Source organism: Enterobacter sp. Crenshaw (assembly GCF_024734705.1).
Lineage (GTDB): Bacteria > Pseudomonadota > Gammaproteobacteria > Enterobacterales > Enterobacteriaceae > Enterobacter > Enterobacter asburiae_B.
The window spans coordinates 916,036-942,772 of the sequence record NZ_CP102932.1; the positions used below are offsets into that span (position 1 = coordinate 916,036).

23 protein-coding genes are annotated in these 26,737 nt (G+C 51.6%); 11 read left to right on the plus strand and 12 right to left on the minus strand.

The window, feature by feature from the left end; genetic code table 11:
• Nucleotides 1-226: 226 nt before the first annotated feature.
• Together NWV12_RS04265 and NWV12_RS04270 are read left to right on the plus strand one after the other, a co-directional pair.
• Nucleotides 227-499, plus strand: a complete 273-nt coding sequence (locus NWV12_RS04265) for an ogr/Delta-like zinc finger family protein (protein ID WP_101744440.1) — start codon at nucleotides 227-229, stop codon at nucleotides 497-499.
• A gap of 445 nt (nucleotides 500-944) precedes the next feature.
• Nucleotides 945-2,558, plus strand: a complete 1,614-nt coding sequence (locus NWV12_RS04270; RefSeq protein WP_233788482.1) for a hypothetical protein — start codon at nucleotides 945-947, stop codon at nucleotides 2,556-2,558.
• Nucleotides 2,559-2,798: 240 nt separating this feature from the next.
• Here NWV12_RS04270 and catA read toward each other — a convergent pair whose 3' ends face one another.
• The 8 genes from catA to NWV12_RS04310 all read right to left on the minus strand — a co-directional run bounded on the left by catA (nucleotide 2,799) and on the right by NWV12_RS04310 (nucleotide 12,040).
• Nucleotides 2,799-3,476, minus strand: a complete 678-nt coding sequence (gene catA / locus NWV12_RS04275) for a type A chloramphenicol O-acetyltransferase (protein ID WP_048979324.1) — start codon at nucleotides 3,474-3,476, stop codon at nucleotides 2,799-2,801.
• Nucleotides 3,477-3,539: 63 nt separating this feature from the next.
• Nucleotides 3,540-5,471, minus strand: coding sequence for a bifunctional diguanylate cyclase/phosphodiesterase (locus NWV12_RS04280; protein WP_048979325.1), 1,932 nt, complete (start codon nucleotides 5,469-5,471; stop codon nucleotides 3,540-3,542).
• Nucleotides 5,472-5,488: 17 nt separating this feature from the next.
• Entirely contained in the window at nucleotides 5,489-5,983 is a 495-nt protein-coding gene (locus NWV12_RS04285) for a molybdopterin-dependent oxidoreductase (protein ID WP_039263874.1), read from the minus strand.
• A 676-nt stretch (nucleotides 5,984-6,659) separates the two neighbouring features.
• The gene (locus tag NWV12_RS04290; RefSeq protein WP_048979326.1) at nucleotides 6,660-7,355 is read right to left on the minus strand and encodes a potassium channel family protein; all 696 of its coding nucleotides are present in this window, start codon (nucleotides 7,353-7,355) and stop codon (nucleotides 6,660-6,662) included.
• Between the two features lie 92 nt (nucleotides 7,356-7,447).
• Nucleotides 7,448-7,744 carry a hypothetical protein gene (locus tag NWV12_RS04295; RefSeq protein WP_048979327.1) on the minus strand — a complete coding sequence of 99 codons (297 nt, stop codon included), beginning with the start codon at nucleotides 7,742-7,744 and terminating at the stop codon, nucleotides 7,448-7,450.
• Nucleotides 7,745-7,793: 49 nt separating this feature from the next.
• A complete protein-coding gene (locus NWV12_RS04300) occupies nucleotides 7,794-9,338 on the minus strand; it encodes a DHA2 family efflux MFS transporter permease subunit (protein WP_047742743.1) in 1,545 nt (514 codons plus the stop codon).
• A 13-nt stretch (nucleotides 9,339-9,351) separates the two neighbouring features.
• Complete coding sequence (locus tag NWV12_RS04305; RefSeq protein WP_047648609.1) at nucleotides 9,352-10,494, minus strand: HlyD family efflux transporter periplasmic adaptor subunit; 1,143 nt, start codon at nucleotides 10,492-10,494, stop codon at nucleotides 9,352-9,354.
• A gap of 49 nt (nucleotides 10,495-10,543) precedes the next feature.
• Complete coding sequence (locus NWV12_RS04310) at nucleotides 10,544-12,040, minus strand: efflux transporter outer membrane subunit (RefSeq protein ID WP_143345969.1); 1,497 nt, start codon at nucleotides 12,038-12,040, stop codon at nucleotides 10,544-10,546.
• Between the two features lie 179 nt (nucleotides 12,041-12,219).
• Between NWV12_RS04310 and NWV12_RS04315 the strand changes: the two genes are divergently transcribed.
• Nucleotides 12,220-12,864: a TetR/AcrR family transcriptional regulator gene (locus NWV12_RS04315; RefSeq protein ID WP_048975098.1), complete on the plus strand. Its 645-nt coding sequence runs from the start codon at nucleotides 12,220-12,222 to the stop codon at nucleotides 12,862-12,864.
• Between the two features lie 123 nt (nucleotides 12,865-12,987).
• The gene (locus NWV12_RS04320; protein WP_000334957.1) at nucleotides 12,988-13,392 is read left to right on the plus strand and encodes a helix-turn-helix domain-containing protein; all 405 of its coding nucleotides are present in this window, start codon (nucleotides 12,988-12,990) and stop codon (nucleotides 13,390-13,392) included.
• Between the two features lie 12 nt (nucleotides 13,393-13,404).
• Here the strand turns inward: NWV12_RS04320 and NWV12_RS04325 are convergent, their stop codons facing one another.
• The gene (locus NWV12_RS04325; RefSeq protein ID WP_048979329.1) at nucleotides 13,405-15,189 is read right to left on the minus strand and encodes a diguanylate cyclase; all 1,785 of its coding nucleotides are present in this window, start codon (nucleotides 15,187-15,189) and stop codon (nucleotides 13,405-13,407) included.
• Nucleotides 15,190-15,309: 120 nt separating this feature from the next.
• Entirely contained in the window at nucleotides 15,310-16,419 is a 1,110-nt protein-coding gene (locus NWV12_RS04330; RefSeq protein ID WP_033144729.1) for an AI-2E family transporter, read from the minus strand.
• Between the two features lie 168 nt (nucleotides 16,420-16,587).
• Here NWV12_RS04330 and NWV12_RS04335 point away from each other — a divergent pair, with 168 nt between their 5' ends.
• From NWV12_RS04335 to tauD, 7 genes are all read left to right on the plus strand, one after another.
• Entirely contained in the window at nucleotides 16,588-16,971 is a 384-nt protein-coding gene (locus NWV12_RS04335) for a GFA family protein (RefSeq protein ID WP_047061215.1), read from the plus strand.
• A gap of 253 nt (nucleotides 16,972-17,224) precedes the next feature.
• Nucleotides 17,225-18,625 (plus strand): S-methylmethionine permease, encoded by a 1,401-nt coding sequence (mmuP, locus tag NWV12_RS04340; protein WP_048979330.1) that lies wholly within the window; start codon nucleotides 17,225-17,227, stop codon nucleotides 18,623-18,625.
• Nucleotides 18,612-19,544, plus strand: a complete 933-nt coding sequence (mmuM, locus tag NWV12_RS04345) for a homocysteine S-methyltransferase (protein WP_045887903.1) — start codon at nucleotides 18,612-18,614, stop codon at nucleotides 19,542-19,544. Before mmuP ends, mmuM begins: the two co-directional genes overlap by 14 nt.
• A 673-nt stretch (nucleotides 19,545-20,217) precedes the next feature.
• Complete coding sequence (gene tauA, locus NWV12_RS04350) at nucleotides 20,218-21,180, plus strand: taurine ABC transporter substrate-binding protein (RefSeq protein WP_048978960.1); 963 nt, start codon at nucleotides 20,218-20,220, stop codon at nucleotides 21,178-21,180.
• A gap of 10 nt (nucleotides 21,181-21,190) precedes the next feature.
• The gene (tauB, locus tag NWV12_RS04355; RefSeq protein WP_023334655.1) at nucleotides 21,191-21,958 is read left to right on the plus strand and encodes a taurine ABC transporter ATP-binding subunit; all 768 of its coding nucleotides are present in this window, start codon (nucleotides 21,191-21,193) and stop codon (nucleotides 21,956-21,958) included.
• The gene (gene tauC / locus NWV12_RS04360) at nucleotides 21,955-22,782 is read left to right on the plus strand and encodes a taurine ABC transporter permease TauC (RefSeq protein ID WP_010427972.1); all 828 of its coding nucleotides are present in this window, start codon (nucleotides 21,955-21,957) and stop codon (nucleotides 22,780-22,782) included. The genes tauB and tauC overlap by 4 nt, the downstream gene beginning before the upstream one ends.
• Nucleotides 22,779-23,630 carry a taurine dioxygenase gene (gene tauD, locus NWV12_RS04365; protein ID WP_048978959.1) on the plus strand — a complete coding sequence of 284 codons (852 nt, stop codon included), beginning with the start codon at nucleotides 22,779-22,781 and terminating at the stop codon, nucleotides 23,628-23,630. Before tauC ends, tauD begins: the two co-directional genes overlap by 4 nt.
• 69 nt (nucleotides 23,631-23,699) lie before the next feature.
• Here tauD and NWV12_RS04370 read toward each other — a convergent pair whose 3' ends face one another.
• On the minus strand, nucleotides 23,700-25,424 hold the full coding sequence (locus tag NWV12_RS04370) for a lysophospholipid acyltransferase family protein (RefSeq protein ID WP_048978958.1): 1,725 nt from the start codon (nucleotides 25,422-25,424) through the stop codon (nucleotides 23,700-23,702).
• 120 nt (nucleotides 25,425-25,544) lie between these two features.
• Nucleotides 25,545-26,519, minus strand: a complete 975-nt coding sequence (gene hemB / locus NWV12_RS04375; protein ID WP_028017695.1) for a porphobilinogen synthase — start codon at nucleotides 26,517-26,519, stop codon at nucleotides 25,545-25,547.
• Nucleotides 26,520-26,737: the final 218 nt, after the last annotated feature.

Sequence of the window (26,737 nt, forward strand, 5' to 3'; positions counted from 1 at the left end):
AGGCAGTAATGACGAGGCTTGCCACTGTTACCAGTCAGAAATATCCACTGGTAACAGTGGTAACAAAAATCAGTGTGTTACCACGCGTTACCTCTTTATTTAGCTCACTGGTAACAGATTAAATTCAATTAAATCAACGATGTTACACGTGTTACCAGTGTTACACGTTCAGAACAAGAGGTAGGGATTCAAATCCCTTATTCTGGCTGGCAAAAGAGGTTTAGCTATGCGAGTAATGAAAATTAACTGCCCAGAGTGTATGTCTGCGGCAACGGTGAGGAAAACAAACCGAAAGCACCCCAAATTATCAGATGTGTACTGTTATTGCTCAAATGTAGAGTGTGGGCATACGTTTGTGATGAACGTTTCCTTCTCACACACGATTAGTCCCAGCGCTTTGAGCGGCCAGGGACGGATTAAAGAGCTAATGGATGCCCTGCCACCCGACGAGCGACAAAAAGCATTAGAACTCCTGTTGGCAGCCAAAGAGAGCCAGTGAACGGCTCGCCGGGAGTAACTAAAATTTTCCCGGCTTCGGTTCGTTAAATTTCAGTTGCTTAAGCAAAAATGTTTATAAGAATCAGCTGCTTAACTTTTAAGTGTGCCGTCAGTTATCATGAAAAATCTCACCTAAAAATTTATATCCCTTTACTATCAATAGCTTAATTCAAGTGCTTACGATTTTGGAGTAAAGCTAAACTGAAAAAAGCTGAAATTCTTTTCACTCTTTTCAGTTCTCTGCTCGCTGTAAATCCCCAGGTGTGGCGCGGTCTGGCGCTATCATTTGTAAAAAATACCAACTGAAAAATTTTTGCGATCTGAAAACCGCAGGCGGGTGCGGTGTAGTGCGATTTTGGTCTTTAAAAGATTTTTTGCATAGATTGTTTCGTTTGTTAATAATGGTTTAAGATGAGTCACTACTAGATTTCATAAGAAGAAAATTGGTGGCTACAATGAAAGTAACATTTCCACTACAGATTCAAACAGCAAAGAATTACAGCGGTAAAGTCACATCCATTAAAAAGAAATTAAATACTTTTACTGATGACTCTTTTTTCAAAAATATGTATATGCACTTTCAAACTATTCGACAACCAAAGACAGGAATTGTATCTAATTTCCCTTGGTGTTGCTTTCTTGCTTTGAAATGGAAGCTATCTGAGCCAATTCGTCATAAATGCATTGAAATGGAAATGAAGGATTTTATTGATATTATCAATAGGATTTATAATTTGCAAAGTGAAGTTGAAGGACTTTATGACAATAATAAAATTTTACTCAGCATAAGACGAATGATCGTAAATCAGAAATTGTATCAAGTTCCCATGAAATTGGAACTTAACACACTTGCACGGCAATACTACTGGTATGCTAATTATGGTGGCGGTTATTTTCAGCGCAACTTCGAAAAGTTGTATGGTCTAACTCTTGAAGAATATTATAAAATAAGCGCTTACTTTGCATTATTATCTTGTGTAGAAGATAATAAGGAATCTGTATATATCGCTTCAAATGTCTATATAATACACCTAATACCTTATTTTAGCCCAGAGACACTTAAGAATTATCTAAATCTTGTTTCGGTGAAATGGTCTGAGCTTAGAGCATTCATGGTTCAGTTCAGAGATGAACAGCAAAAAGACATAGAATATTTTCTTGATACTCCAATGCTGTCCAAACCCTTCATACAAATTGACGAAGGTTTGGTAGTGTTGAGCAAACATATTTTAAGAGCATCACTCTCTGGCCTAGTTCCTTCATTACTTAAGAAAGATTTGGGGTCGGCTTACAAGGATAAGTTCGGAAAGGCTATGGAGAATTACATAGAAACCCTCCTAACTGAAGTCTTTCCAAAAGTTAAAACAGAAAGGCAAATTAAAGAGTTATATCGAAAACATCAAGTTTCTGAAAAAACTAAGGTCGTCGATTTCATCCTCGAAGAAGATGAAGGGAATGTTTATATAGACTCAAAGGCAATTGAGCCCGATAAAACGGTTAAATATTCAAACACTGCTGTTGTAATTAAACAGCGATTAGGTAATAGTTTTATCAAAGGAGTTTTGCAGGGATTGGATTGCGCTCGAACCATAAATAAAATCAATGGTAATAAAAAATCCAAAAGAGATTCTTTAATCATAATCACTCATATGGATCATTATATATCTACAGGCAAAACGATTGAGGATATGCTTGATAATTCATTTTTTAAGATGATTGAGGAAAAGAATGGTGAATTACCAATTAATAAAGAAAGGATTTATTATATGACAATAGATGAATTCGAATTCATGGTAGAGGTTTGTCGTTTAAAAAAAATAAATATAACCTCTATAATTGATGCGTGCAGTAAAGATGACTCCTCAAGTAGTACTCAAAAATTCAATGTGATGATGCATATTCACAAAATTTATCCTGAAGGCATTCCAGATAGAGAAATAATTGTTAAAACTAGAGATTATTTATTCGAGGACCTCATTGAATCGATGAAAAATTCTAAATCTCACTGGGATGGTAGGGTAAGAGATTATTTGACCATTAAACAGTTTCTTTTAAGTTAGGTTCTATAGTCGGCTGTGATCAAATGTTTCACAGCCATATCATTCAAGATTTAATGAGTAGATTGACCTTCTTCATAATATCCACCTACCTTGGCACTACGCATTCATCATTTTTTTGATGTGGGGGCATTTTTGGGGGCATGTTAATCTGTTGTTGAAAATAAATTCTTTAATATCAATATCTTGAGGGTTTGTGTTGTTCCTATTATCGCACCATCTTTTAAAACCGCCTTCGGCGTATCAGCTATTTAGTCCCTCCGACAACTCCGGCAAACCATCACACATCTCCTGCAACTCATTAAACATCCTTGCCACATGGAAACCATCGCACACCGAATGATGGACCTGCACCGCGAGCGGCAACAGCACTTTCCCATCCTGCTCGTAGTATTTTCCAAACGTGAACATAGGAGAAAAGAAGTTCTTCATGTGCGCAATGTTCATCGTAAAGTTCGTAAACGTTACCCAGGGAATAGACGATACGAAAAAGACATTTTCCCGGGACTCTTCCTTCGGCCAGTAAGAAAGGTTATTGCCATAGCGGGCAACGTCTTCCGCATACGTATTCTGGAAGTGCTGAATATTGCCGTCGAAGTGGCTCCACAATGATGAAAAGGTCTCTGTTTCAGGGTGGAAAATGGTATAGCTCGGATGAATTTCATTCCATATGACAAGCTCATTATCCTTCATGGCCATACGGAATTCCGGATGCCGGTTCATGATTTTAGAGAGGAGGAAAATAATCGTCGGGTAAAACTTCCAGCCGACCTTTTTGATATGTTTTCGCAGCGCGGTGATGTCGATCAGAACCGTTTGGTTAATTGTACACTCAGCAAATGACTGGAATACTTCAAAATGCTCCTTCCTGGCCCAACGAGATAAATCAACAGGCGTATATTCCGGGGCTGTTTTTTTCATTGTTTAACCTTTGATTATCAATCGACTAAAGGGTTTTAGGCCAGAAAAAGCCGCGCAACCATTTCAACCGTATCTAATCTTCCTGTCAATCTCAGCCTGTGGTTTTCCGAACAGATATCCCTGCACGAGATCGCAGCCAAGCGCCTGAAGACGTTCAAGCTGCGCTTCGGTTTCAACACCTTCTGCAATGACCCTCATATTGAGGCTCTTCGCCATGCCGGTTATCAATTTAACGATATTAAGGGCATCATCCTGCGTGGATATCGGGTTCACAAAGGATTTGTCGATTTTAATTTTATCAAAATTTAGTTCACTCAGCCGTGAGAGCGACGAATAACCCGTCCCGAAATCATCGATTGAAATTCTTACACCCAGCGTTCTCAGCTTTTTGAGAATAGTGATCGGCGTGTTGCTGTCGCTGAAGAGCGATGACTCCGTAACCTCTAATTCAAGACGGTTCGCCGGAAGTCCTGTCTCCTTCAGGATGGACTGTACCATTGCCGTAAAGGATTTCGTGCCCAGCTGAACGGGTGAGACGTTCACAGAGATCCTTGCCGGAACCGCCCAGGAAACCGCTTCCCGGCAGGCAAGCTCCAGCACGGTTTTGCCGATTTGGTTGATCATCCCCGTTTTCTCAGCGACGGAAATAAAGTAATCGGGTGACAGTATCCCCTTCACGGGGTGTATCCAGCGAATAAGCGCTTCATAGCCGTAAATTTCATTGCTGAATGAATCGACAATAGGCTGGTAATAAACAACGAATTCATGGTTATCGATCGCCAGTGCCATATCATGTTCGAGGGTTCGGCTTTCCTGTAACTTTTGCAGCATCCACTGACGGAAAACTTTTATCTGCTGTGAACCCTCTTTTTTGGCTTCGTAGAGCGCCAGATCGGCAAATTTATAAAGGTAGTCAGAACGCCGTTCATTATCAGATAAAACGATCCCCACACAGGTAGCAATTTTTATCAGCTGGTTATTAATCGTATAGGGCTGGCTGATATGTTCGCTGATTTCTTTGGCGCGCGAAACGGCGGCTGCTTCAGTGAGGCCACTGGAAAGCAGGGCAAACTCGTCTCCGCCCAAACGGTAAAAGGTATCAGTGGCGCTGCTCATTGAGGTGAGGCGTCTGGATACCTGATTCAACAGCAAATCTCCTGCATCATGGCCATAGGTATCGTTGACCTCTTTGAAGCGGTCTAAATCAAATAACATCACCGTGACGGGGATGTGGTTTTTATCTGCCTGAAGATTAATTTTGTTGAGATCGTCCCAGAAGAAAAGGCGGTTTTTCATGCCGGTGAGGGAGTCATGATAAACATCATATTCCAGCTTCGAGTTCTGAATTTGCAGCGTTTCTTTTGATATCTGAAGCTCGTCAGCAAGGCTTTTAACCTGCATGTGCGCTTTGAGAATGTTTTTATTCTGGTAGATCATTAAGAAACCCAGAATAAAGCTTAATATCACCAGTAATAATGAAAGTACCGAATAAATATAATAAAGAATCTGTATTTTATGGTTGGATTCATTAACCGTGTTAATATCTTTCGTCAATGCCGTTGCTGAAAGCTGGCTCAGCGGCGCATCAAGGTCATGCATATTTGTCAGGTATGCCTGTAGCTCTGGGTGGCTCATTTTTTCAAGATGGCTATCCAGATAGGCCAGTATTTTCTCTAAGCGAAAAGCGAGCTCCTGATGAGCTTTATCACTGTCAATATAGCGACCTAAATCACCCCCTTTCATTAAATCGCTCTGGCTTAGCATAATTTCAAGACGCATGCGGACCTGGTCTATCGTAACGTCATCGGTATCGGTTGCGTATAGACCAAGCCATGATTCAAAACGGTAATACTCTGATACCAGTTGTGCCACGGACCAGGACTCAGTGTATTGAGTCAGTTTTTGCAATTCCTGCTGTCGATCGTAAACAAGAAATGCAATATATCCTGTCGTGATAAAAAGAGAAAAAATGATACCAACCAGTATCCTGTTCATTATGTTCTCCTGAACGACTACTCAATCTTCATTTTGCTAACCTGCCATGCTGATCGTGAGTAATAAATCTGATTATTCAACTCAGGAAGACTGTCATAGGGGTATACAATGAACGATGGGCCTTTATCGCGGATGCGCATATATTCGCCATTGACCTTTAAGGCAAGTATGGCGTTGTATTTTTTAAAGTCACTGAGAGGGATCACGGTAGAGTAATCATTGAGCGCAATAACATTAACGTTAGTTCCCTTCGCACCCACATACTCCATGAGTTTGTTCATTGGAACACCCTCAAACTTCGTACGACCATTATACCAGGGAGATGTCGTCTCGAAACTCACTACTCCGAGTTTTTCAAGGCTGGCGAGATCAAACACTGCTTTTCCATTTTCATTGGTATTTTCTATATTACCGTAAATCGTTAAAATGGGTTTACCAACTGGTTTTGGCAGGTCGCCAGCCCAGGTTACACTTTGTACGAGACAGCATAACAGCAGTAGGGTTAATCGCATTTTGACCTCCACCTTTTGAACATAAGTATAAGAATTATAATTTAGATATCACACGAGTTTATATATTTTGTTGAGTACTAATGGTTTTTAGAATTTTTATTGGTTTTATTTCAATAAAATCAATAGGTTATTGATTTGCGTTGAGCGGGTGTAAGACAGTGTGATGACGCTTAACTTTTTGAAAAAAGCTAAAGTTGCTTGCATAAGCTCTCTTGTGTTTAAAAAATGATCGCTTTAATTGATTGTAATCATCTTACACCATTGATTTTACCTGTGTTGAAACAGCGAGCGTGCAACCGCTCAGCATCTGTCCTTCGCGGGTATCGCCCTCCTGGAAGTGGTGCGGCCTGCGCTGTGCACAATTCGTCCACCTCACGTGAAAAGCCACTGGTTACGTAGCTCCGACGGGATGAATACTATCCTGTCGGTTTGCGCGGGTAACACGCCCGCTAAAAACGCTAACGCCTGCAGGATGAGTTTTTTCTTATGCCATGGCAGAAAATGTAAATAATGAAGAGAAGAGGGTGTGAGATATTATCGATGAGATCGTCAGTTTACGGTTTCAATCTGTGTCTGAATAATTGCCTGATTTTTGGACGCTTCTTCCACTGGGAAGCGTCCACTTTTTTCAGCCAGCAAAAAGATAACTATCCGGCATGTTAAAAATAGCGTTTATTCACTTTTTTGACGCAGGAGTCCTCTGTGCTATATGTAAACCGACTAAAATAGCGATCATCGTACCCATATAGAATTGACCCATCACCGCTTCAAGCATCGCCAGATTACGTGCAAAAGGATGAATTGCCAGAATATCTCCATAGCCAAGGGTGGTTAGCGTGGTCAGGCTGAAGTAAAGCATCGTTTCAATTGAGTTATCGTCCGATATTCCTGTATATGCATCTGGAATGAAACCCACCAGTAAACAGTCCAGCAGCGCAAACAAAAGTGAGATATTCAGATAGATAACCATGGCGCCGCGAATGCGATGAAGCGTCACAACACCCTCATCGAAAACCTGTTTTGCCACAATCCAGCTAACGTTGAGACAGAAAAAAATCCCTGACAGGAGAACCAGTATCCCTGTGGTTTTGTGCGTCGTCGTTGTTGACCCGACGGCCAACCCGACCAGACAAAAAGAAAAACTGAGGATAGCCAGATACCTTTTTATATCCTTCGAAACAATGAATACCGAAATCAAGGCCATCGCTGAGAACAATGCATTGTTTAGCCAGTGATAGTTTTTATGTTCGCTCTCCGTCACAGGGGAAATGATAAAAATAGTTAAAACCTGCAGTATTAGAAGAATGGTGAGACAAACATCCTTATAATCGCTGTTCTTTTCAATAAGACATTGAAAGCCACTCATTTTCATGATGTTAACCTGAATTTAGCGTTTTTATATATGTCACATCCGGAATGTTAATCAGCCGGGAAACGGCTTATTACGTTACTTGCCCGATGGTTTCAAAGCAGAAAGCCCGTCAGCCATGTTCGGTCAGGATGGTTCTCAGGTAATTGTTCAAGGATATGAATTAACGTATTCTGGTTGTCTTGCCCGCTGTTGATAAATCTAAAGAAATTGCTGTCACATTTGCTTTTGTGATATTGCATTTTATAGAACTCTTTTTTTCTTAAAAAAGTACGTTCTAGCCAGTTGAACTTTTTTATTTCTCTTTCAAGGTATTTCATTTCGGAAATTGAAAGGAATATTTTCTTGTACAGAATATCCCGGCTGCCCGGCGTATATGATTTACTGTCCATCAGATTTTCTCTGTTTTTTTGATATTCACGTCCTTGTGCTGAATAAATATCAGTGTCCTACAGACGCGGCATCCACCACGCGCGAAGGTTTAGGCGCTAATGCAATTGCGAATGCAGCGATAAAAAATATCACGCCGATCGACATCATCAGATTATTGGTCGACAGCATCATGCTCTGGCTGTTTACCATCTTGTCAAAAAGCTCACGCACAAATTGTCCACCTTGCTGAGGAGCCGAACTAATGTAGTGCGAAAGATCGCCAGTAGGGTCGACGACGGACGCCAGTTTGTCATGCGCAATATAGCGCTGGTCTTGCCATGACGTCGTTACGAGCGATGTGGCAAATGCACCCGATAACGTTCGAACAAAGTTCATTAGCCCCGCGGCTGAAGCCATTTCCGTTTCATCTACAGAGCCCATTGCAAGCCCCGTAATCGGGACATAGTACAGCGGCATTCCAACGCCCATGAATAACAAAGGTACGCAGATGGACCAGTAGTCCATATCGGTCGTCGCATAGGATCGCCAGAAGGTGTCGAGACCCAGCCAGGCGCAGCCAAAGAAGATAAGAATGCGCGGATCGATTTTGTTGGAGAGGTTAGCGGCAACCGGAGAAAATACCACCTGCAAAAGTCCGCCCCAGGCCACCACAATCCCTGCCCATGTTGTTGTATACCCTAAGTTATATTGTAGCCACAAAGGCGTGAGGACATTCAGACCAAAAAAACATCCAAACGCAAGTGCGAGCACAAACATGCTGGCCGAAAAACCGCGATGGCGAAACACTCTGATATCGACGATCGGATGCTCAGCGGTCAGCTCCCAGATACAGAAACTTAAAAAGCCGATACAGGCAATAATCGCCAGAACGCAAATTTCTTCTGAGGCAAACCAGTCAAGATCTTTCCCTTCATCGAGCATGATCTGCAGGGCACCAACCCAGATCACCAATAAAATAAACCCAACGATATCAATAGAGTTATTAACCAGCGTATCTTCGAAGATTTTCAGTACTGACCACGCCACGACTGAAAAAGCGATTGCCATCGGAACGTTGATGATAAACACCCACGACCAGCTGTAATGATCGCAAATCCAGCCACCCAGTACCGGGCCTATTACGGGCGCCAGCAATGTTGTCATCGCCCATAATCCCGTCGCCTGCATGGATTTTTCTTTCGGGAAAATACGCAGCAGTAACGTTTGTGATAAGGCCATCAGGGGGCCTCCCGCCATGCCCTGAAAAACCCTCATCAGCAGCAGCATTCCCAGCGAAGTGGAAAGGCCGCAAAGCAAAGAGAAAATACCGAACATGAACACGGAAACGGAGAAAACGCGCACGCCGCCGAACCGTGTGGTTAACCATCCTGATAGTGGTACCGTAATGGCTTCAGCCACGGCATAGGCCGTGATGATCCACGTGCCCTGGCTGGTTCCTGCGCCCAGGGCACCAGCCATGTTGGGTTGAGTGACGTTTGCAATGGTCATGTTGAGCACGGCTAAAAAGTTAGCCATTGCAAGTACCAGGGCACCAATCCATAACATACCGCCTTTCAGCGAAGGCGGCTGATTATCGATAACTAATGTAGACATGGCCTGGTTTCCGTTATTCACTTTTTAAGTTAACTGTCGCTTTCATGGACAGCCCAACCCGCAACGGATGCGCTGCAAGCTCATCAGCATTGAGTTTGATGCGCACCGGCAAACGCTGAACAACCTTGATCCAGTTACCCGTTGCGTTTTGCGCAGGAATAATTGAAAACGCTGCGCCGGTGCCGCCATCAAAGCCTTCGACCGTTCCATGGAAAGGCACGCTATCGCCATACAGATCGCTTACCAGTTCTACCTTCTGTCCCACTTTCACATGCTGGAGCTGAACTTCCTTGAAGTTGGCATTGACGTGAATTTGCTGCACCGGCACCACGGACAATAACGGTGTGGAAGGCTGGACGCGTTGTCCAAGCTCGACCTGGCGACGAGCAACCACGCCATCGACTGGCGAACGGATCACGGTTCTTTCCAGATCCAGTCTGGCCTGATCGCGCTTGGCTCTGGCGAGAGCAACTTCCGGGTTGGTTTCGGTATTTGCATCCTCAATCATCACGGCATTCGCCTGTCTTGCGCCCACAGCCGCCTGTCTTGCTGCATCTGCTTGCGCCACGGCGGCTTTAGCGGCATTCAGGTTTGCCAGTGCGGAAGCGTAAACGTTTTGAATACGCGTCAGCTCGTCGCCTGAAATCGCGCCCGTCTGCATTAACGCTTCGCGGCGCTTGAGGTCAACCGTCGCGCGCTGAAAGTCAGCGTTTGCGGCATCAACCTGGGCCAGCAGGCGTTTTTGCTCTTTCTCATTCGCCACAACTTCTGCGCCGAGTTTTGTGTCGGTGGCCTTATATCCATTTACTCGCCGGATGGCCAGGTTCAGGTTTGCTTCCGCCTGATTAAGCGCTAACTCTGCGTCAGTGGGATCCAGCTGGATCAGAACATCGCCTTTTTTTACCACCTGAGAATCCGTGACCAGGATGGCACTGACCGTACCGGTGATCGCAGAAGAGAGCTGCGCGGACTCGACATCGGTATAGGCGTTATCGGTTTCAACATATCGGGAACCCACTAATTCCCAATAGGCGAACGAGCCTGCGCCTGCCAGCGCGATGCTTAATGCGAGATAAGAGAATAAACGTTTTCTTTTTTTCTTTTTGATATCGGATGATTCAATATTTTGATTTTCAATAGCTGCAGAATGACTCATTTTATTTCCTTTCTTTCCACTATTTAGTAATTAACCTGGTGTTAAAAAATCACTGTTTGCTCGAGGTATATCCGCCGCCCAATGCACGCGCTAATGCGACGTCAATCGTAAAAGCGCGAGAATTTACGTCGGCTAATTTTCGGCGGGCCGCGACCAGCTCATCTTCCGAGGACAACACGTCCAGATAATCAGCAACCTTTCCTTCATACCTTTGTCTGGTGAGGGAATACGCCTTTTCTGCCGACGTGACTGCGCCCTGAGAATAAAGCATCTCGTCTTTAAGAGAGGCTCTGCTGGTGAGCGCATCGCTCACTTCCCGAAGTGCATTCGTTAACGTGTCGTTATAAACCTGCACGGCAATGTCATATTCACCGCTGGCGTATTTCAAATCACCCTGGAGCTTCTGCGTATTAAATATTGGCAACGATATGGCCGGGCCAAAGCTGCCAATTGCTGAGCCACTCCGGGTAAGGTTGTTAATACCCAATGACTGGAACCCGGCAAAGGCAACCAGATTAACGCTGGGGTAAAAACCGGCTTTTTTCTGTTTGATTTGCTCTGCTGCCGCCTCGGCGCGTAAACGTGCCGCGACAATATCAGGACGGCGACCAATCAGATCCAGCGCAATATTGGGAGGAAGTTCCTCATGCGCTAAAAGCGTTGCCTTAGGCGCGGTTATTGCCAGCGATCTATCAGGCCCATCGCCGATCAGGGCAGCGAGCTCATGTTTTTTGATCGCAATAGCTTCATCTATTGCCACCAGGTTTGCTTTTGCGTTGAGTTGACGCGTCTCAACCTGTTGCAGGCTGGATAAATCTTCAAGCCCCGCGTCATGCCGTTGCTGGAACAACGCGAGCGTACTGGTTCGTATAGTGAGGGTGTCGTTAAGCGTTTCGCGAACGGTGTATAAATGCGCCAGCTCCGCGTAAACGGTAACAATAGAAGAAGAGAGCACCAGCCTTGTTTGTGCTTCTTCCGCTACCGCCGCCATTTCACCAGACGTCGCAGCCGCGAGCGCTGCGCGGTTTTTACCCCAAAAATCAATTTCCCAGCTCATATCAAGCGTGGTGCGCCCATAGCTGTTCCAGTTTTGAGGCGTTGCGCTTTCAGGCGTCACATAGTTGTAACTCATTTTGTCCCGCATAAAGCTGGCGTTTGCGGTGACCTCAGGGAAAAGCGAACCGCTCGCACTTTGCGTCATCGCCTGCGCCTGTTTCACGCGAGCTTCGGCGATGTTAAGCGTGGGGGAATTTTTAAGCGCGTCATCAATCAGTCCGTTGAGCTGCTCGTCACCGTATTTCTTCCACCAGTAATCTTTCGGCCACTGGCCGTTCTGGTGCGGGAAACTTTGATCGCTTTTAAGTTGTGTGACCGTCTTCATAGGCGGTGGGGTGCCAAGATCGGGGATTATGGCGCATCCGCTCATACTGATGGCGGAAATGACAACACAGCCCATCACTATGCTGGACCGGGTTAAACCGGAAATACGACACCTCGGGAGTGTCTCCTGAAAACCTTTCATCAGTACGCTCGTCATGCTGTTCATAGAGAAGTCCAAGTGCAGTACCGTACAGTACGGTACACTTTATATCTTGACTTCTGAGCGCCGTCAAATGAAAATGTACTCGTCAGTACGATTACGAACCCTACTATCTGACGTGATTCCGAAATCAGAGAACAAAAAGTGTTGGCCCCGGCCAGACACCTAAACTAACGAGGAAACATATGGATAAAAGAGCGCTTAAACGGCAACAGATCCTGGAGGTCGCATCCGGGCTGTTTCGACAAAAGGGATTTGATGCCACGTCTATCTCAGAGATTAACGCGATTGTTGGTGGCTCAAAATCGACAATTTACAGTCACTTTTCTTCGAAAGAAGAGCTATTTGTAGAATGCATGTCTTCAGAAACTGAACAGTATATAAAAAGCATGACTATTGAAACTGCGGGGCAGGTGCGCCTTTTCAGAAAATCACCACAGCTGGTCATCGAGCAATTTGCCGTTGCCTTTTTACGCTATATTTGCTCTCCGGATATTGTGGATTTGCAAAGATTAATGATTTCCGAGGCCGGAAGATCGGGCATCGGAGAATTATATTATGCGCGAATGCAAAAACTGCGTTCAAATGTTTCGGCGCTTTTTACCGATTTAATGAATCAAAATATTTTAAGAAAAGATGATCCTGTGCTGGCGGCCGAGTATTTTCGTTCTCTTCTCCAGGCCGACATACTGGAACCCTTGCTTTTAAAAGCAAGAAAGGATCAGCCTGACGAAAGTGAAATCGTCATGAAAGCGCAGGCCTCCGTTAATGCGTTTATGAAACTGTATGGTCCTGAAAAAATTGAGGATGTAGCAAAGACATCTTTATAAAATACAGTAAGCGTTCTTTCACCCTATTATTAGGGTGATTTTTCTTTTAGGAATATTTATTTTCAATTGTCATTGGATGACTTTGCCAACGGCCTTCTTGTAAATAAAATTTCGTGGATACTTATGTGTATAAAGTTTACTCTCTTAAAAGATCGTGAAGCTGTAATTAAGTCTCTTACTCACTGGATTGACTCGAATTTATACAGACCCATTACCGTTTTAGATGTGGCGCGGAAATCCGGTTATTCATTGGCTTACATTCAGCGGAACTTTCGCCAGGAGTGTGGCATAAGTATAGGTCTCTATATCCGAAGCCGGAAACTTGAAAAGGCCGCGCATATGCTCAGACATACGCAGCTCTCTGTTTCAGATATATTCACGATGTTAGGGTACGAGGAGCCGTCAACGTTCAGCAGAGCCTTCTCGAATCAATATGGACTCTCCCCGACCAAATACCGCGAGCTGGCAAAAAAAAGTCATTACATGAATGGATTGTCGATGTTGATTACTGAGGTAACGCGCGAGTAAAGCGATAATCCGCTAACCCGCCTCCAGCATCCCAAAGCTCACAATCCGCGCGCGGCCCAGCTCTTTCGCCCGGTACAAGGCCACATCCGCGGCGCGCAGCAGGTTGTCAGTCTGGGCATGTTGCGGGTAGCTGGCAATGCCAATCGACACATCCACCGGCCCAATCTCGGTCAGCCCGTAGCGAAGCGACAGCTCATGCACGCTATTGTAAATCTTCTGCGCGCAGGCGTGCGCCTCTGGTTCATCGGCACCGGGAAGCAGGACCAGAAACTCCTCGCCCCCGTAGCGGAATGCGAGTCCGTTGTCATGTGCGGCCCGCTGAACAATTGACGCCACGCTTTTAATCACCTGATCGCCCGCTTCATGGCCGAAGCGGTCATTGATGCTCTTGAAGTGATCGATGTCGATCATCATGCAGCTTAACGGTTCGCCGGTGCGCAACGCCTGTGCCGTTTGGGTTTGCAGGGTATCTTCCAGATGATGACGATTACGCAGGCCGGTGAGCGGGTCGAACAAGGCTTTTTCCAGCAACGCGTCGCGCAGACGCTGGTTGGCCAGCGCCAGCCCGAGCGCTTCGGCCATCAGCTCCAGATAGGCGCGGGAAGGGGCGTTATCCGCCGTAATATTCTGGAAGGAGAGCAGGCCAATGGCCTCGCCCTGGGCGATAAGCGGCACGCACAGCGAGCTTTCAGCTTGCGATGCCGGAAGATGGTAGCAGGCGATATCCGGCTCACCGTTTACCGGCGGGTGGCTCTGCCCGCGGCGCACGGCCCAGCACTCGTCCGGGTGGAAGCTCGTCTCTTCCCCAACCGGTGAAAGCCAGTGTGCGACGCAGCGCATCTGCCATGGCTCCCGGTCAAGGACGTAAAGTCGCCCCGCGATCCCCGGCGCGATATTAGGCGCAAACAGCTCCGCCACGTTAATCACATCGTTAAAGTTCTCACACCCCTGCAGCCGCTGGGTCATGCGCGCCAGCAGCTCGCGGATGGCCCAGTCGGCATCGCGCTCTTTTTCCAGACGCTGTCGCGCCAGGCCGTTTTCGCGGAAGATGCGGATGGCCTGGGCCATGTCGCCAATCTCATCAATCTGGTTGAAATTGGGCGTTTCAACCGCGTAATCCTGGGATGCCAGGCGGTGCACCACGTCGCTCAGGCGCACCACGGGACGCAGCACGCGGCGCTTTAATATAAAGCCGAGAACAAACAAGAACAGCAGGGCGGTCAGGCCGACCATCAGCTCAGAGGCCGTACGCAGCGCTTTCGATTTTTTTGTCGCGTCCTGAACGGAGGCGATGACGCGTTTGTCGAGTATCTGGCGGAAGTGATCGAGCTGGTTCTGCGCGCGCTCCAGCTCCTGCTCATAGGGCGCACCGTAGAGTAGCGCAACGGCCTGCGCGTCTTCTCCTCGCTCAAGGCTGGAAAGGGCGGTTTGCTGCTCGTCCTGCAGCTCATCGACGATCTTTATTCCTTCATGCAGCAGGGCCAGTTCTTCATCCGATGCGCCGTTATCCTGCAACTTTTCCAGCCGAAGCTCGATGCTCTTCAGGCTGTTTTCCGCCTGGTTATATTCCTTGAGAACCTGAGGATCTTTTTTAATGACGTACAGCCGTGCTAAATCAGACTGGGCCCAGATATCGGTTTCGATATCTTCCGTGAGCTGATCAAATTTCTGCCGTTGTTCAACGGCCTGACGCTCGAGGGTATCAGCGCTGGACGCCATCAGCATGATGATGCCGGAGGCGATGGTCAGGCAGACCGTGGCACCATAGGCCCAGTTTGTTATCGTCGCGATTCGCACCTGATGATCCTTTTACGACATGAGTAGGATGGCGTTCTTTCAAATTATAGAAAACGTTTGATTTAAGGCGAAAAAAAAGGCGGCACAGCGCCGCCTGGTGTGGTCTATATCGTCACATCCTCACAATTCTGGAGGATTTTTTCCTTCTTCGATGAAGTCGGGGTCCAGCTCTTCGGCGTTACCTTCGTGATCGCGCCCTGAGAAGAGGTTCCAGCAGGCGATAAACAGCGCGGCAATGAGCGGCCCAATCACAAAGCCGTTAATGCCGTACAGCTCCATGCCGCCGAGGGTGGAGATCAGAATCAGGTAGTCCGGCATTTTGGTGTCTTTCCCGACCAGCAGCGGGCGCAGGATATTGTCCACCAGCCCGACGATAATCACGAAGAAGCCGACAATAAACAGCCCTTGCCAAAGCTGATGGGTGGCGAACAGGAAGATGGCGGCGGGCACCCAGACAATCGCCGAGCCGATGGCGGGCACCAGCGAGAGGAAGGCCATCAGCGCCCCCCAGAGCACGCTGCCGTCAATACCGGCAATAGCAAACGCAATCCCGCCGAGGATGCCCTGAACCACCGCTACCGCCGCCGTTCCTTTTACCGTGGCACGCGACACGCCGACGAATTTGGCGAACAGGTGCTGTTTGGCGAAATCGGACAGCGGCAGGGAGTCAAGGATCTGGCGCACCAGATACGGGCCGTCTTTCAGCAGGAAGAACAGCAGATAAAGCATGATGCCGAAGCTAATCGCAAAGCCAAACGTGCCCTTGCCAATCAGGAACGCGCTGCCGGCGAGATATTGCCCGCCCTGCAGGGCGACATCAGAGAGTTTTTTCTGGATCTGCGCCGCGTTGGTCAGGTTGTGATCCGCCAGGAAGCCGCTGGCCCAGTCAGGCAGATGGTTAAAGATGCTCGCCACCACTTCCGGGAACTGGGTGTTGTTCTCCTGAAGCTTCGTGTAAACCACGTTCAGCTCAATGGCGAGCGAGGAGAGGATCACCATCAACGGAATAAAAACGATCAGGCAGATAATGCCAATGGTCAACAGCGAGGCGAGCCCGTTGCGATCCCCCAGCGCGGCGCGCAGCCTGTTTTTTACCGGATTGAAGATGACGGTCAGAATGGCGGCCCACAGTATCGCGGAGAAGTAGGGCGACAGTATGTCGAAGAAGGCCCAGGTGACGAGGGCGAGAATAAAAATGAAGAAACCTTTGGTCAGTCCGTTAAAGCGCATCAGTCAGTCCTGTTACTAAGAAACTGTGTCGACTATAGAACTGATTTGAGGATTTACCAATAATTCTGCCGCTGGCGTGCCGGGCGATGGCTTCGCGTCTGACCCGGCATACAGACCTCAATAATGTGTTATGTTTTGATGAGATTTTAAACAGCTCAGGACGACAGCATGGAAAAGGTCTTTTCAGGTGGGTGCTTATGCGGCTCGGTTCGCTTTACCGCTGCGAATGGGGGCAATGTGCACACCTGCTCGTGCGATATCTGTCAGAAACACACCGGCGCACAAACCGTCGTATGGATTGAGTTTCCGGCGGAAAACGTGCAGTGGATCGGTCCGGGCGGACGTCCGGCGACATGGCGATCGTCGGACTACTCCAGCCGGGCGTTTTGCCCCACCTGCGGCAGTTCAATTGGCGCGATTGATGATTCACCCACCGTTGCCTTATTTACTGGCGTGTTTGACGATCCGGACCAGCCGGAGTTTGCCCCGGAAAATCACTCCTTCGACGACATGATGCCTGCCTGGTGGCGACATACCATGAGGGAAGCGTAAAAGTATGATCCGAGGGTTCATCGTTACCACTTTCGACTGACCGAAGATCGCCGCTTCCCGCACCATGCTGTAAGTATCTGCTTGCGGAGGTGCTTATGGCCTGGCGTCCGATTCTCTATGTGATCCTCACGACCCACCCCAGACTCAGCGCGAGGCGTGCCCGTTTGCGTCTGGTCATCTAGCTTTTTATTAACAATCGCGGTATAACACACCTTCTTTGGATGTTTAGATGTCCATACGTATAGAAGGTAATATGCAAACACAACAAGAAAATGGGCAGCTTAAGCGCACCATGAAAACACGCCACCTGATTATGCTCTCGCTGGGTGGCGTGATTGGGACAGGGTTATTCTTCAATACCGGATACATCATTTCAACGACCGGGGCGGCGGGCACGCTGCTGGCATACCTGATAGGCGCGCTGGTGGTCTGGCTGGTGATGCAGTGTCTGGGCGAGCTTTCCGTAGCGATGCCGGAAACCGGCGCGTTCCACGTCTATGCCGCCCGCTATCTTGGCCCGGCGACGGGCTACACCGTGGCGTGGCTCTACTGGCTCACCTGGACGGTGGCGCTCGGCTCTAGCTTCACCGCCGCGGGCTTTTGCATGCAGTACTGGTTCCCGCAGGTGCCCGTCTGGGCGTGGTGCGTGGTCTTCTGCGTGGTGATTTTTGGCCTGAACGTCATCTCTACGCGCTTTTTTGCGGAAGGCGAATTCTGGTTCTCTCTGGTGAAAGTCATCACCATCATCGCCTTTATTATCCTTGGCGGGGCGGCGGTCTTTGGCTTTATCCCGATGCAGGACGGTTCCCCCGCGCCGGGCTTAAGCAACATCATTGCCGAAGGCTGGTTCCCGCACGGCGGCCTGCCGATCCTGATGACCATGGTGGCGGTGAACTTTGCCTTCTCCGGGACGGAACTCATCGGCATCGCGGCGGGCGAAACGGAAAATCCGCACAAGGTGATTCCGGTTGCGATCCGCACCACCATCGCGCGCCTGATTATCTTCTTTATCGGCACCGTGTTTGTGCTGGCGGCGCTGATCCCGATGCAGCAGGCGGGCGTGGAAAAGAGCCCGTTCGTGCTGGTGTTTGAAAAGGTTGGTATTCCTTACGCGGCTGACATCGTTAACTTCGTGATCCTGACGGCGATCCTCTCGGCGGCGAACTCGGGCCTGTACGCTTCCGGGCGCATGCTGTGGTCGCTGTCGAATGAGAAAACGCTGCCGCGCTGCTTTGCCCGCGTGAACAAAAACGGCGTGCCGCTGACGGCGCTCTCGGTCTCTATGCTCGGCGGCGTGCTGGCGCTGTTCTCAAGCGTCGTGGCCCCGGACACGGTGTTTGTCGCGCTCTCCGCGATTTCTGGCTTTGCGGTGGTGGCGGTGTGGATCAGCATCTGCGCGTCGCACTTCGTTTTCCGTCGCCGTCATCTGCAGTCCGGGCAGCCGCTCTCTGCGCTGCAGTACCGCGCGCCGTGGTATCCGCTGGTGCCGGTGCTCGGTTTTATCCTCTGCGTGGTGGCCTGTGTCGGCCTGTGGTTTGACCCGAGCCAGCGCATTGCCCTTTATTGCGGGCTTCCGTTTGTCGCCCTGTGTTATGGTGCGTACTACCTGACCCGAAATATGACATCGCAGGAGCCTGAACATGTCGCAGAATAACCCGCTTACCGCCATCCTTGAAAAACAGCCGTTTGTGGTGCTGGATGGCGCGATGGCGACGGAGCTGGAAGCGCGCGGCTGTAACCTGGCAGACAGCCTCTGGTCAGCCAAAGTGCTGGTGGAAAACCCGGAACTCATTCGCGAAGTGCATCTCGATTACTACCGCGCGGGCGCGCAGGTGGCGATCACCGCCAGCTATCAGGCCACGCCTGCGGGCTTTGCGGCGCGCGGTCTGGACGAGGCGCAGTCCCGCGCGCTGATCGGTAAAAGCGTGGAGCTGGCGCGTAAGGCGCGCGAAGCGTATCTGGCTGAAAACCCGCATGCGGGCACGCTGCTGGTGGCGGGCTCCGTGGGGCCGTACGGCGCGTATCTGGCGGATGGCTCAGAGTATCGCGGCGACTACGTGCGCAGCATCGAGGAGTTTACTGCCTTCCACCGCCCGCGCGTGGAAGCGCTGCTGGATGCGGGCGCTGACCTGTTGGCCTGCGAAACGCTGCCTTCGTTTGTGGAGATCAAGGCGCTGGCGGCGCTTCTGGCCGGGTACCCCCGCGCCCGGGCGTGGTTCTCGTTCACCTTACGCGACAGCGAACACCTGAGCGACGGCACGCCGCTGCGCGAGGTGGTCAGCGCGCTGGCAAACTCTCCGCAGATTGTCGCGCTGGGCATTAACTGCATCGCCCTGGAAAACACTACGGCGGCGCTGAGGCATCTGCAAAGCCTGACGTCGCTGCCGCTGGTGGTCTATCCGAACTCGGGCGAGCATTATGACGCGGTAACCAAAACCTGGCACCACCACGGCGAAGCGTGCGAGACGCTGGTAGGGTATCTGCCGCAGTGGCTGGAAGCCGGCGCGAAGCTGATTGGCGGATGCTGTCGCACCACGCCGAAGGATATTGCTGAGCTGAACGCGCAGCGCTGAGTGCTTTGCCGGGTGGCGGCTACGCCTTACCCGGCCTACATCTAAGGTTTGTGCGCCTGATGCCCTCACCCTGATCCTCTCCCACGGGGCTGAGGGATCCCCACATAATAATACCTCCACGGACGGCTCCCTCTCCCTCAAGGGAGAGGGCTGGGGTGAGGGGGAACATACGGCTGTGGTGGTCATTCCGTTCACTTCATGTTCCTTGCTACTTTGTAACGACATGGCCTGTGAACGTGCCAGGGCGGCTCAATCGCCGCCGCCCTGGCGACCCGGGCTCCCGGCGGTAAATCGCCGCTTCGCGGTGCCCTCAGCTTATTCCTTCAGGCTATCGGGTCGGGCATGAGCCTGCATCCCTGCAGGCCACGCCCTCTCGGCGCATCCGTGCGCCTCGCCCCGGCCTTACGGAAACGCTTCGGCGATTTACAGCCGGACCGAAACATCGCTTTAAGCCATTTATTTTCCAGATACCACATGCATCGCTTCAGATGAAAAAATTACTGGGTAACCCTCCGCCCACGGGGAGAGGGAAAAAAACGAACCGCACAAAATTCGCTATCCTTTCCCGCTTTTTATCTAAAAACGAATCGTTATGAGCGATTCATTTTTATTCCTTTATCAAAATTCCCGCGCCGGAAATACTGCCCTCATAACAACAAGGGGAGCAGACATTATGGCAATTTCATCGCGAATCACACTTCTCGGCGCACTGGCGCTGTGGGCATTTCAGGCGCAGGCGGTGGACGTCACCGTCGCGTATCAAACTTCTGCGGAACCGGCGAAAGTCGCGCAGGCGGACAACACCTTTGCGAAAGAGAGCGGCGCGAAAGTCGACTGGCGCAAGTTCGACAGCGGGGCGTCCGTTGTGCGTGCGTTAGCCTCCGGCGACGTGCAGATCGGCAATATCGGCTCCAGCCCGCTGGCGGTTGCGGCCAGCCAGCAGGTGCCGATCGAGGTTTTCCTGCTCGCCTCGCAGCTCGGTAACTCTGAAGCGCTGGTGGTGAAGAAAAACATCACCAAACCGGAAGATCTGATCGGCAAACGCATCGCCGTGCCGTTCATCTCCACCACCCACTACAGCCTGCTGGCGGCGCTCAAACACTGGGGCATCAAGCCGGGTCAGGTACAAATCATTAACCTGCAGCCGCCGGCGATTATCGCCGCCTGGCAGCGCGGGGATATTGACGGGGCTTACGTCTGGGCTCCGGCAGTGAACGAACTGGAAAAAGACGGCACCGTGCTGACCGACTCTGAAAAAGTGGGCCAGTGGGGCGCACCAACCCTCGACGTGTGGGTCGTGCGCAAGGACTTCGCCGAGAAACATCCTGAAGTGGTGAAAGCCTTCGCCAAAAGCGCGATTGACGCCCAGCAGCCGTATATCAGCAACCCGGATGAATGGCTGAAGCAGCCCGCCAACCTGGAAAAACTCTCCCGCCTGAGCGGCGTGCCGGAAGCGGACGTGCCGGGGCTGGTGAAAGGCAATACCTATCTGACGCCCGCGCAGCAGGTGCAGCAGCTGACCGGGCCGGTGAACAAAGCGATTGTGGATACCGCCACCTTCCTGAAAGAGCAGGGCAAAGTGCCTGCGGTAGCCCCGGATTACAGCCAGTACGTGACCGATCGTTTTGTGAAATAAGGAGTCCGCCATGCTGAATATTACGAACCTGTACGCCGATTACGGCGGGAAACCCGCGCTGGAGGATATCAACCTGACGCTGGACAGCGGTGAACTGCTGGTGGTGCTGGGCCCGTCCGGGTGCGGAAAAACCACGCTGCTGAATCTGATCGCCGGGTTTGTCCCTTATCAGCATGGCACCATTCAACTGGAAGGCAAAAAGGTGGAAGGCCCGGGCGCCGAGCGCGGCGTGGTCTTCCAGAACGAAGGGTTGCTTCCCTGGCGCAACGTGCAGGAAAACGTGGCGTTTGGGCTACAGCTTGCGGGCATCAACCGCGAACAGCGGCTGGAAACGGCGCGGGCGATGCTGAAAAAAGTGGGGCTGGAAGGGGCTGAAAAACGCTTTATCTGGCAGCTTTCCGGCGGTCAGCGTCAGCGCGTCGGTATTGCCCGCGCGCTGGCCGCGAATCCGCAGCTGTTGCTGCTGGACGAGCCGTTCGGGGCGCTGGATGCCTTCACCCGCGAGCAGATGCAAACCCTGCTGCTGCGCCTGTGGCACGAAACGGGCAAGCAGGTGCTGTTGATTACCCACGATATCGAAGAGGCGGTGTTTATGGCGACGGAGCTGGTGCTGCTCTCGCCGGGGCCGGGCCGCGTGCTGGAGCGCTTGCCGCTGGATTTCGCCCGCCGCTACGTCGCGGGAGAGCCCGTGCGCAGCATCAAATCCGATCCGCTGTTTATCGAACAGCGTGAATACGTTTTAAGCCGCGTGTTTGAACAACGGGAGGCTTTCTCATGAGCATCGTCTTCAGTGAAAAAACGCGCCGCACGCGTCTGGCGCTGCGCTGGCCTTTCTCGCGCCAAATCACGCTGAGCGTCGGTACGCTGCTGGTACTGCTGGCGGTGTGGTGGGCGGTTGCTGCCCAGCAGTGGGTCAGCCCGCTGTTTCTGCCGCCGCCGGGCCAGGTGCTGGCCAAACTCATTACCATCGCCGGGCCGCAGGGCTTTATGGATGCCACGCTCTGGCAGCACTTAGGTGCAAGTCTGGCGCGTATTCTGGTGGCGCTTCTGGCAGCGGTAATTATCGGGATACCGGTCGGGATCGCGATGGGCTTAAGCCCGACGGTGCGCGGTATTCTCGATCCGCTGATTGAGCTTTACCGTCCGGTGCCGCCGCTGGCCTATCTGCCGCTGATGGTGATCTGGTTTGGCATCGGTGAAACGTCAAAAATCCTGCTGATTTATCTGGCCATTTTCGCTCCGGTTGCCATGTCGGCGCTGGCTGGCGTGAAGAGCGCCCAGCAGGTGCGGATCCGTGCGGCGCAGTCGCTGGGGGCCAGCCGCACGCAGGTGCTGCTGTTCGTGATTTTACCGGGCGCGCTGCCGGAGATTTTAACCGGGCTGCGCATCGGCCTTGGCGTGGGCTGGTCCACGCTGGTGGCGGCAGAGCTGATTGCGGCCACGCGCGGCCTTGGGTTTATGGTGCAGTCGGCGGGAGAGTTCCTGGCGACTGACGTGGTGCTGGCAGGGATCGCGGTGATCGCCGCGATCGCCTTCGGATTAGAACTGGGGCTGCGCGCGTTACAGCGTCGCCTTACGCCCTGGCATGGAGAAATACAATGAGTGAACGTCTGACCATTACCCCGCTGGGGCCGTACATTGGCGCGCAGGTGTCGGGCCTGGATGTGACCCGTCCGCTGAGCGATAACCAGTTCGAGCAGCTGTACCACGCGGTGCTGCGTCATCAGGTTGTTTTCCTGCGCGAACAGGCGATCACCCCGCAGCAGCAGCGCGCGCTGGCCCTGCGCTTTGGCGATCTGCATATCCACCCTGTCTATCCGCATGCGGAGGGGGTGGAGGAGATTATCGTTCTGGACACCCACAACGATAACCCGCCGGACAACGACAACTGGCATACCGACGTGACCTTTATCGAGACGCCGCCCGCCGGGGCGATTCTGGCGGCGAAGCTGCTGCCGGAAACCGGGGGGGATACGCTGTGGACCAGCGGGATTGCGGCGTATGAGGCGCTCTCCGCGCCGTTCCGGACGCTGCTGAGCGGGCTGCGGGCGGAGCACGACTTCAAAAAATCGTTCCAGGAGTACAAGTACCGCAAAACGGAAGAGGAGCATCAGCGCTGGCAGGAGGCGGTTGCGAAACATCCTCCATTGCTGCACCCGGTCGTGCGGACCCATCCGGTCACCGGCAAGCAGGCGCTGTTCGTGAACGAAGGGTTCACGACGCGCATTGTGGATGTGACGGAGAAAGAGAGCGAGGCGCTGTTAAGCTTCCTCTTCGCGCATATCACCAAGCCCGAGTTTCAGGTGCGCTGGCGCTGGCAGGAGAATGACCTGGCGATCTGGGATAACCGCGTGACGCAGCACTACGCCAATGCGGACTATCTTCCGCAGCGCCGGATTATGCAGCGGGCGACGATCCTGGGGGATAAGCCGTTCTACCGTGCGCCTTGATCCCCTCACCCTAACCCTCTCCCCAAAGGGGCGAGGGGACTGCCCGGTGCGGTTTTCACCCTCTCCCTTTTAGGGAGAGGGCTGGGGTGAGGGTATTAAATGCGCCTCTATATACCGTTGATACCGGTTCGCCTTCAGGTAACACAAATCCACCAGCACCAGTCCGTCGACGCAGTCGTTAAATGCCGGGTCGCTGCCAAAATCAATAAACTGCACGCCGCCGGGTTCACACAGCTCGGAATACTGCTTGTAGAGCGGCGGAATGCCGCAGCCCAGATTGCCGAGCAGGGATTTCAGCTTTGTCAGGTCGTCCACGTAATCCATGCCGCCAAACTGCGCGAGCACGTCCGGCAGCGATGCGGGATACGGCTGACGTGACGCGGCCAGCGGATGCGTTGCCGGGAACCACAGGCGGTAAAAGGCCACCAGCAGATCCCGCGCGGCAGGCGGTAAGCCGCCGGAAATGGAGACCGGGCCAAACAGGTAGCGGTAGTTCGGATAACGCGCCAGGTAGGCCCCAATGCCGGACCATAAATAGTCCAGGCCACGGCGTCCCCAGTAGCGCGGCTGAATAAAGCTGCGTCCCAGCTCAATACCGTGCTCCAGCACGTCCTGCATTTTGTCGTCGTAGTGGAACAGGCTATAGCTGTACAACCCTTCCAGACCGCGACGTTCAACCTGTCTGGCGGTCGGCATAAAGCGGTACGCGCCGACGATCTCCAGATCCTCATCATCCCACAGGATCAGGTGCAGATAATCATCATCGTAGCAGTCGGTGTCCCGGCGTTTGCCGCTCCCTTCCTCGACCGCGCGAAAGGCAATCTCGCGCAGGCGGCCCAGCTCGCGCAACAGCGGGGCGTCTTCCTGACCGTTGCGCTGCCAAAGATAGATGGTTTTACCGTCGCTGGTATTGCCCAGACATTCGGCCTGCGCCAGCGCGCGTTTCAGGGTGGCCCGGTCTTCCGGACGGGCAATGGCGCACTGGGTTTTAAAGACGCCAGGCAATCCCTTGCCAAGACGCATCACGTGCTGACGGCACTGTTCGGCCATCTCACGCGACGAAAGGGTGGCGCTGTGCCAGTGATGCCAGGCAATCTGCTGGCCGATTTTAATCGGCAGCTGGCTGTGGCGGCGGCGGAACATCTGCTGCATCAGCAACAGCATCGACAGCGTCGGGGAGACCAGCGTGCTGGCATAGAAGAGCAGGCTGTTATGCGCCTGAATATGCACCGGCAGCAGCGGGGCGCGCAGTTTGCTGGCGAGTTTGATAAAGCCAGAGTGCCATTTTTTATCGCGAATGCCCTTGCGCGTGGGGCGGGAAACTTCTCCGGCCGGGAAGAAGATCAGCACGCCTGCGTTTTGCAGATGCTGTTCCATCTGCACCAGGGACGATTTCGCCGTCCTGCCGCCCATATTGTCCACCGGAATAAACAGCGAGCTGAGGGGCTCAAGGTGGGTCAGCATCCGGTTGGTCACGACTTTAACGTCGCGTCGCACGCGGGAGACGGCGTACATCAGCGCCAGGCCGTCCAGCGTACCCGTCGGGTGGTTGGCAATAATGACCAGCGGGCCATGTTCGGGGATTTGTTCAAGATCGCGGGCGGAAACGGTGCAGAGAATATCAAGGTGTTCCAGAACTTGCTCCACCATATCCAGTCCTTTCAGGTGGCGGTGTGCTGCGGCAAATTGCTGAAATTCGTCTTCGTAAAACAGTCTTTTTAACAGACTTTTTTGCCAGGGTGCAGGCCTCGCCTGAGGCCAAAGATCGTCGAGAACGCTATCGAGGCTAAACATGGTTACTCCTCCTGCCGTCTTGCGAAGACAGTAGAAGGCGCAGATGTCGGTTGTATTGCAGTTTGGTGAAGATTAGAGCAGGCCGGGTAAGGTGAAGCCGCTACCCGGCGCTAGAGCGGATTAACGCAGGATTTTCTTCTCGGCCAGATCCAGCGCGAAGTAGCTGAAGATCAGATCCGCGCCTGCGCGTTTGATGGCGCCGAGGCTTTCGAGGACCACTTTCTCTTCGTCAATCGCACCGGCCAGCGCGGCGAATTTGATCATCGCGTACTCGCCGCTGACCTGGTAAGCGCCCAATGGCAGCTCGGTGCGCTCGCGGATGTCGCGCAGGATATCGAGATACGCGCCCGCTGGTTTCACCATCAGGCAGTCTGCGCCCTGGGCTTCGTCGAGCAGGGATTCGCGAATCGCTTCCCGACGGTTCAGCGGGTTCATCTGATAGGTTTTACGATCGCCCTTCAGCGCCGTACCGGCCGCTTCGCGGAACGGGCCGTAGAATGAGGAGGCAAATTTGGTGGAGTAAGACATGATTGCGGTGTCGGTAAAGCCCGCCGCGTCCAGCGCCTGACGGATCGCCTGAACCTGTCCGTCCATTGCGGCAGAGGGCGCGATGAAGTCCGCACCCGCAGCGGCAGCCACGACCGCCTGTTTGCCGAGGTTCAGCAGGGTGGCATCGTTATCGACACCGTGATCGCACAGCACGCCGCAGTGGCCGTGAGAGGTATATTCGCAGAAGCAGGTGTCTGACATTACCACCATTTCCGGCACGGTCTCTTTGCAGATGCGCGACATGCGGGCAACGAGGCCATCTTCTTTCCACGCGTCGCTGCCGGTGGCATCGGTATGGTGAGAGATGCCGAAGGTCATCACCGAGCGGATCCCCGCGTTGGCGATGCGTTCAATCTCACGCGCCAGATATTTCTCCGGAATGCGCATTACGCCCGGCATGGCTTCGATGGCTTTGTAGTCATCGATCTCTTCTTCGACAAAAATCGGCAACACCAGATCGTTTAAGGTCAGGGTTGTCTCTTCAAACATAGCGCGCAGTGCAGGTGACTTGCGCAGGCGGCGGGGACGTGCAATTAAATCGGTCATGGTATGCCTGATGTTTGTGGAACAAAGAAGGCTAGTGTACCTCAAAGTGAAGACAGGTGTTTTGGTAAAAGTGGGCATTTTATTTTTGTAAAATGTGATGGGTCTGACTTTCTGGCATCAATATATAATGCAGGGCAGTATAACGCCGAAATGGAGATGAGTTATTCATATTGTTTTTATATTAAATAGAAAACATCATTGAAAATGATTCATTATAT

Bases quoted from the DNA above. Each gene is read 5' to 3' on its own strand.
- NWV12_RS04265 (WP_101744440.1), top strand. From the start codon at position 227: ATGCGAGTAATGAAAATTAACTGCCCAGAGTGTATGTCTGCGGCAACG.
- catA (WP_048979324.1), bottom strand. From the start codon at position 3,476: ATGAAAAAAACAGCCCCGGAATATACGCCTGTTGATTTATCTCGTTGG.
- NWV12_RS04280 (WP_048979325.1), bottom strand. From the start codon at position 5,471: ATGAACAGGATACTGGTTGGTATCATTTTTTCTCTTTTTATCACGACA.
- NWV12_RS04285 (WP_039263874.1), bottom strand. From the start codon at position 5,983: ATGCGATTAACCCTACTGCTGTTATGCTGTCTCGTACAAAGTGTAACC.
- NWV12_RS04290 (WP_048979326.1), bottom strand. From the start codon at position 7,355: ATGAAAATGAGTGGCTTTCAATGTCTTATTGAAAAGAACAGCGATTAT.
- NWV12_RS04295 (WP_048979327.1), bottom strand. From the start codon at position 7,744: ATGGACAGTAAATCATATACGCCGGGCAGCCGGGATATTCTGTACAAG.
- NWV12_RS04300 (WP_047742743.1), bottom strand. From the start codon at position 9,338: ATGTCTACATTAGTTATCGATAATCAGCCGCCTTCGCTGAAAGGCGGT.
- NWV12_RS04305 (WP_047648609.1), bottom strand. From the start codon at position 10,494: ATGAGTCATTCTGCAGCTATTGAAAATCAAAATATTGAATCATCCGAT.
- NWV12_RS04310 (WP_143345969.1), bottom strand. From the start codon at position 12,040: ATGAACAGCATGACGAGCGTACTGATGAAAGGTTTTCAGGAGACACTC.
- NWV12_RS04315 (WP_048975098.1), top strand. From the start codon at position 12,220: ATGGATAAAAGAGCGCTTAAACGGCAACAGATCCTGGAGGTCGCATCC.
- NWV12_RS04320 (WP_000334957.1), top strand. From the start codon at position 12,988: ATGTGTATAAAGTTTACTCTCTTAAAAGATCGTGAAGCTGTAATTAAG.
- NWV12_RS04330 (WP_033144729.1), bottom strand. From the start codon at position 16,419: ATGCGCTTTAACGGACTGACCAAAGGTTTCTTCATTTTTATTCTCGCC.
- NWV12_RS04335 (WP_047061215.1), top strand. From the start codon at position 16,588: ATGGAAAAGGTCTTTTCAGGTGGGTGCTTATGCGGCTCGGTTCGCTTT.
- mmuP (WP_048979330.1), top strand. From the start codon at position 17,225: ATGCAAACACAACAAGAAAATGGGCAGCTTAAGCGCACCATGAAAACA.
- mmuM (WP_045887903.1), top strand. From the start codon at position 18,612: ATGTCGCAGAATAACCCGCTTACCGCCATCCTTGAAAAACAGCCGTTT.
- tauA (WP_048978960.1), top strand. From the start codon at position 20,218: ATGGCAATTTCATCGCGAATCACACTTCTCGGCGCACTGGCGCTGTGG.
- tauB (WP_023334655.1), top strand. From the start codon at position 21,191: ATGCTGAATATTACGAACCTGTACGCCGATTACGGCGGGAAACCCGCG.
- tauC (WP_010427972.1), top strand. From the start codon at position 21,955: ATGAGCATCGTCTTCAGTGAAAAAACGCGCCGCACGCGTCTGGCGCTG.
- tauD (WP_048978959.1), top strand. From the start codon at position 22,779: ATGAGTGAACGTCTGACCATTACCCCGCTGGGGCCGTACATTGGCGCG.
- NWV12_RS04370 (WP_048978958.1), bottom strand. From the start codon at position 25,424: ATGTTTAGCCTCGATAGCGTTCTCGACGATCTTTGGCCTCAGGCGAGG.
- hemB (WP_028017695.1), bottom strand. From the start codon at position 26,519: ATGACCGATTTAATTGCACGTCCCCGCCGCCTGCGCAAGTCACCTGCA.